Genomic DNA, 4,780 nt, shown 5'->3' on the forward strand with positions numbered 1-4,780 from the left:
GATCCGGTACTCCGGGCGCCACCGAGGGCCCAGGTGGCGCCAATCAGCCACCGCCGAGCACGGACCCGGCCGTCGTCACCGCCCTGATGACGGCAGCCACCCAGATCGAGCAGCAGGCGCTGCGGTACAGCTCCGTCAGCCAGACCTACCCCGCCCTCCGGGCCCAGCTCTCGGCGGGCGTCCAGCACCATGCCTCCCAGGTGGCGAGGCTGAAGGAGGTCGCCGGCGCGGAACCGGCCCAACCAGGCAAGCTGCCGGCGCTGCCGAAGACCGCCGCCACGGCTCTGGCCGACCTCGCCGCGCGCGAGCAGAAGTTGTCCGTCACGCACGCGACCGCTGCCGCCAAACTGACCGGTCAGGCCGCCCGGCTGCTGGCGATGATCGCGGCCGGCGAGAGCCAGCTCGCGGCCACGCTGACCAAGAAGAAGGCCGCCCGGTGACCGAGACCGACGCCCTGCAGGCCGCGATCGCCGGCGAGCACGCAGCCCTGTACGGCGTGGGCGTGGCGGGCGGGAAACTCACCGGAGCCCGGTTCACGGCCGCGACCACCCAGTACGAACAGCACCGCAAACGGCGTGACCAGCTCGCCCAGCTCCTGATCCAGGCCGGACAGACCCCAGCCGCGGCCGAACCGGCGTACGACCTGCCCCAGGCGGTGACGAACGCGGCGACGGCGACCGCGCTCGTATTGCTGATCGAGCGCAGGCTGAGTGCGGTCTACGGCGATCTGGTCGAGTCGGCCGAGATGGACAAGGTCCGCACCTTCGCCGTCCAGGCCCTGATCGCGACCGCCCGCGACCAGCTCACCTGGGGCGGCGCCCCCGCAGCGTTCCCGGGCGACGTCTGACCAAGCGGCCGGCCGGCGCCGCCCGTCGGCCACGGGTGGCGCACCGGTGGACTGTCAGCGGCGGCGGCGCCAGGGGCCGGTGATGGCGTAGGTGATTCCGGGGGTGTAGACGTTGAAGAACATGGTCCGGCCGTCGGCGGAGAAGCCGGCGCCGGCCAGTTCGCCGAACTCCGGGTCTTCGGGAGTGCCGTTGTTGACCCGGTTGCGGGCGAACTTGAAGACCTCGCCGTCCTCGGTGGTACCGAGGATGTGCTGCTCACCGAGGCCGTCCTCGCACATCATCAGGCCGCCGTACGGCGACATCGTGATGTTGTCGGGGGCATCGAACTCGGGGTCGTCCGAGCCGGGCTTCGGCCGGGTGAAGATCACCTCGAGCCGCAGGGTCTTCTTGCGCGGGTCGTACTTCCAGACCTGGCCGTCGTGGTCCACCTTCGGGCCGAGTTCGGTGCGCGCGAACGACGAGACGAAGTACACGCACCGGTCCAGCTGACCCCACCAGCAGCCTTCGAGCTTGTAGCCGCCGGTGATCGGCTTCGCGTAGTCCTGCGCGCGGACCGACTCGGTCGTCGCCAGCGGGTCGGGTACCTTCACCCACTGCACGTTGCGGAAGACCGTGCCCGGTTCCTGCACCACGGACAGGTCCGGCAGGCCGTCGATGTGCATCGCCTGGAGTTCACCGCCGGCCCGCAGGCTCCCCCAGCCACCGCGGGGCCGGTTCGGCAGGAACCGGTAGAACCCGCCGAGCGGTGCGATGAAGGCGTCCTCGGTCTCGTAGACGATGCCGGTCGCCGGGTCGATCGCGACCGCCTCGTGCTGGAACCGGCCCATCTCCTTCAGCGGGGTCGGGTTGTCGTTGCGGCGGTCGTCGTAGGGGTCGACCTCGAAGATGAAGCCGTGGTCCTTGGTGTAACCGGTGGTGGGGTCGCCGGCCTTGAGCTCGGTCTCCTCACAGGTCAGCCAGGTGCGCCACGGCGTGATGCCACCCGAGCAGTTGATCGCCGTACCACCCAGGCTGATGTGTTCGCCGGTCTTGTTGTTGTGCTTGTCCGCCACCACCGTGCTGGTGCCACCGGCCGCGGCAGGGTCGTAGGTCCGCTCGGGAGGCGCGACCACCTTGATCGTCGCCGTCGGGCTGCATTCGTGGTTGCGGACCAGCCGGTTGCCGCCGTGGCGGTCCGGGAAGGTGCCCATGCCGTCGAAACGGCTCGGCACCGGCGGGCGGCCGGAGGTGATGGTGCCCTCGCGGGACAGGATCTTGTAGTGGAACCCGTGCGGCAGGTCGAGCATGCCGGCCGGGTCCGGGATCAGCGGGCCGTAGCCGATCTTCGGGCCGGAGGTGCCGAGGGCCGGCTGGGCGGCGTACAGCGCCTCGACCGAGCCGGCGACGCTGACCGCGACTCCGGCCGCAGCCGCGCGGGCGACGAACTGGCGCCTGGACAGGGGGTTCGACTGCGGTTCGACGGACACGCTGGGCCTCCTTGGGGCAGGGCGGATTTGCCGGTCACCAGTGAACGTATGGTGAACGGCACCCAACGACAAGGTGAACCGCGCGTCGCGGCACGCGCAGGCTCGAGGCCCGCGCGTGCCGCAAGATTCAACTATTACTGGTAGCAGGGCTTGGTGAACTGGTGTTTCTCAGCGGTCTTGCCGGTGAAGAAGTCCTTCTCGACCTTGACGCCGGTCGGGGCTGACGGGTCCACCTTGGAGATGAGGCTCTGCCGGAAGACCCGCTCGTTCGGCTCGCCGGCGAACTTGCCGGCCTCCGCGGGCAGCATGCCCTCGTAGTCGACCGTGTCCAGCGACTTCACCGCCGCCAGCACGCCGGCCCGGGTGAGGTCCTTGCTGTCGACCGCCTTCTGCAGCGCAGCCTTCAGCGGGTACGACCAGACCCAGCCGGCCGTGTAACCGTCGCTCGGCGCGGCCTTGAACATGGTCTGGTTCAGCGATTCGGCCAGCGCCTTGTGCCCCGGTGTGTCGGTCCCGTACGGCGCCCACGGCCCCGACTGCCTGTACAGCGCGGTCAGCGCCGGAGCGGCCGGACTCTTCAGCAGCGCCGGGTTCCAGGTCGGGCTGCTACCGATGAACTGTCCCTTGAAACCGGCCTGCGCCGCACCGCCGACGATGGTGGCCGCCTCGGTCGGGCCGGTCGTCAGGATGACCAGATCCGGCTTGGCGGCGACCAGTTTCTGGATCGCCGAGCCCTGGTTGTCCTGCCCGGAGGTGGTCGGGATGTCGGTGAACTTCATCCCGTTGGCCTCGGCCGCGATCTTCGTCCCGGCTGCCGCGTCGTCGCCGTAGTCACCGGCGAAGTGCACTGACGCCACGCTCTTGGCCTGCAACGTCTCCGCGCCGAAGTCGACGGAGTTCATCGACTCGAAGCAGTAGTTGGTGCCCGACTCCAGGATGACGTCCTCGAACGCCCAGGCCGACGTCCACGAGGCCGGTACGCCGATCATGTTGCTCGCCTTCAGATCGGCGAGGATCGCCGAGGTCGTCGGCGAGCCGAGCGTCTGCACCAGGCCCAGCACGTCCGGCTTGATCTCCGAGTAGACCTCGTTGTGAATCTGCGGGTTGTACTTGTTGTCCTTCACGTACTTCGTCACGTCGACCTCGAAGCCGCCGATGCCACCGGCGGTGTTGACCCGCTTCCAGAAGGCCTTCTGGCTCTCGGTGATCGGCACCCCGAGTGCCTTGAACGGCCCCTCGGTCAGGTCCGAGATCGACCCGAGGTAGATGCACCCCTTGGCCTGGTCGACCGCTTCCGGACATGGCTCCTTCGTGACGCCGACGTCGAACTTGACGCCCTCGCCACCCTCCTGCGTCTCCGGGGCGTCGTTGCGGCACCCCGCGACGGCCAGTACGGCGGCCACCAGGCCCACCGCGACCGTCCTGCGACTTCTCGTCATCGCTCTCCTCCTCAGGGCTGTCCCGCACCGATCACCAGATCAGCGTGAGAACGGCCACGACTTCCAATAGGTACGGACGCGGACCCAGATCCCGAACAAACCCCGCGGTTCGAAGATCAGGAACCCGATGATCAGCAGGCCGTAGAGAATCGTCTCGACCTGGAAGACGGTGATACCGCCGGACGTCGAACTGCTGCTGATGAACGGCAGCACGGCCGGCAGTTCCCGGGTGAGCCGCGGCAGCAAGGTGATGAACAAGGCGCCCATCACCGAGACCGAGATCGTCGCCACCCCGCCGATCAGGATCATCGCGATGTACTGCACCGACATCCCGAGGTTGAACGACCCCGGTTCGACGAAGCCGATCATCACGTACAGCAGCGCGCCCGCGACGCCGGCGTAGAACGACGACACCGCGAACGCGAGCATCTTGTAGCGGGTCACGTCGACACCGATCACCTCGGCGGCCAGATCACGATCCCGTACTGCGGCCAGCGCCCTGCCGATCCGCGACCTCACCAGGTTCCGCGCCAGCACGCCGAAGATCACCAGCAGCACGAACATCAGCAGATAGAGCTTCTGCGCCTTCGTGAACATCTCCCCGTCGACCGCGAACTGGATCCCGAACAACTCCGGTACCGCGGCCGGCCGCCCGACGCCCACTCCCCCGGTGAGATCCCGCCAATGCTTGAACACGTGCTCGCCGATGAAGACCAGTCCGAGCGTCACCACCGCCAGGTACAACCCCCGCAGCCGGGCCGCCAGTGGTGCCACGATCAGCCCGGCCAAGCCCGCGACCAGCCCGGCCGCGAGCAACCAGATCGGCAGCGAGGTGATCCCGAAGCCGATCAGCCGGGTGCTGTCCGGATCCCCTGACAGGGCCGCTGCGGTATAGGCCCCGATCGCGAGGAAGAACGCGTGCCCGAGGGACACCTGACCGGCGTACCCGGTGACGATGTTCAGGCCGATCGCGCCGATCGCGGCGACGAAGGCGGTGGCCAGTACGACGAGCAGGTCGTCCTCCAGG

Annotated in this window: 5 protein-coding genes; 2 read left to right on the forward strand and 3 right to left on the reverse strand. The window is 68.6% G+C overall.

Annotated features, from left to right (window positions below):
* Positions 1 to 440 (forward strand): cell division protein FtsK (locus VFG33_RS21650; RefSeq protein ID WP_325054735.1); only part of this gene is annotated, 440 nt, incomplete at its 5' end.
* Positions 437 to 847 carry a ferritin-like domain-containing protein gene (locus tag VFG33_RS21655; RefSeq protein WP_325054736.1) on the forward strand — a complete coding sequence of 137 codons (411 nt, stop codon included), beginning with the start codon at positions 437 to 439 and terminating at the stop codon, positions 845 to 847. The genes VFG33_RS21650 and VFG33_RS21655, both read left to right, overlap by 4 nt.
* A gap of 54 nt (positions 848 to 901) precedes the next feature.
* Here the strand turns inward: VFG33_RS21655 and VFG33_RS21660 are convergent, their stop codons facing one another.
* From VFG33_RS21660 to VFG33_RS21670, 3 genes are all read right to left on the reverse strand, one after another.
* Positions 902 to 2,314, reverse strand: a complete 1,413-nt coding sequence (locus VFG33_RS21660; protein WP_325054737.1) for an alkaline phosphatase PhoX — start codon at positions 2,312 to 2,314, stop codon at positions 902 to 904.
* Between the two features lie 134 nt (positions 2,315 to 2,448).
* Complete coding sequence (locus tag VFG33_RS21665) at positions 2,449 to 3,753, reverse strand: ABC transporter substrate-binding protein (RefSeq protein WP_325054738.1); 1,305 nt, start codon at positions 3,751 to 3,753, stop codon at positions 2,449 to 2,451.
* 39 nt (positions 3,754 to 3,792) lie between these two features.
* Positions 3,793 to 4,780 (reverse strand): branched-chain amino acid ABC transporter permease (locus VFG33_RS21670; protein WP_325054739.1); only part of this gene is annotated, 988 nt, incomplete at its 5' end.

It is taken from the genome of Kribbella sp., from assembly GCF_035687465.1.
GTDB lineage: Bacteria > Actinomycetota > Actinomycetes > Propionibacteriales > Kribbellaceae > Kribbella.

Bases quoted from the DNA above. Each gene is read 5' to 3' on its own strand.
- VFG33_RS21665 (WP_325054738.1), bottom strand. From the start codon at position 3,753: ATGACGAGAAGTCGCAGGACGGTCGCGGTGGGCCTGGTGGCCGCCGTA.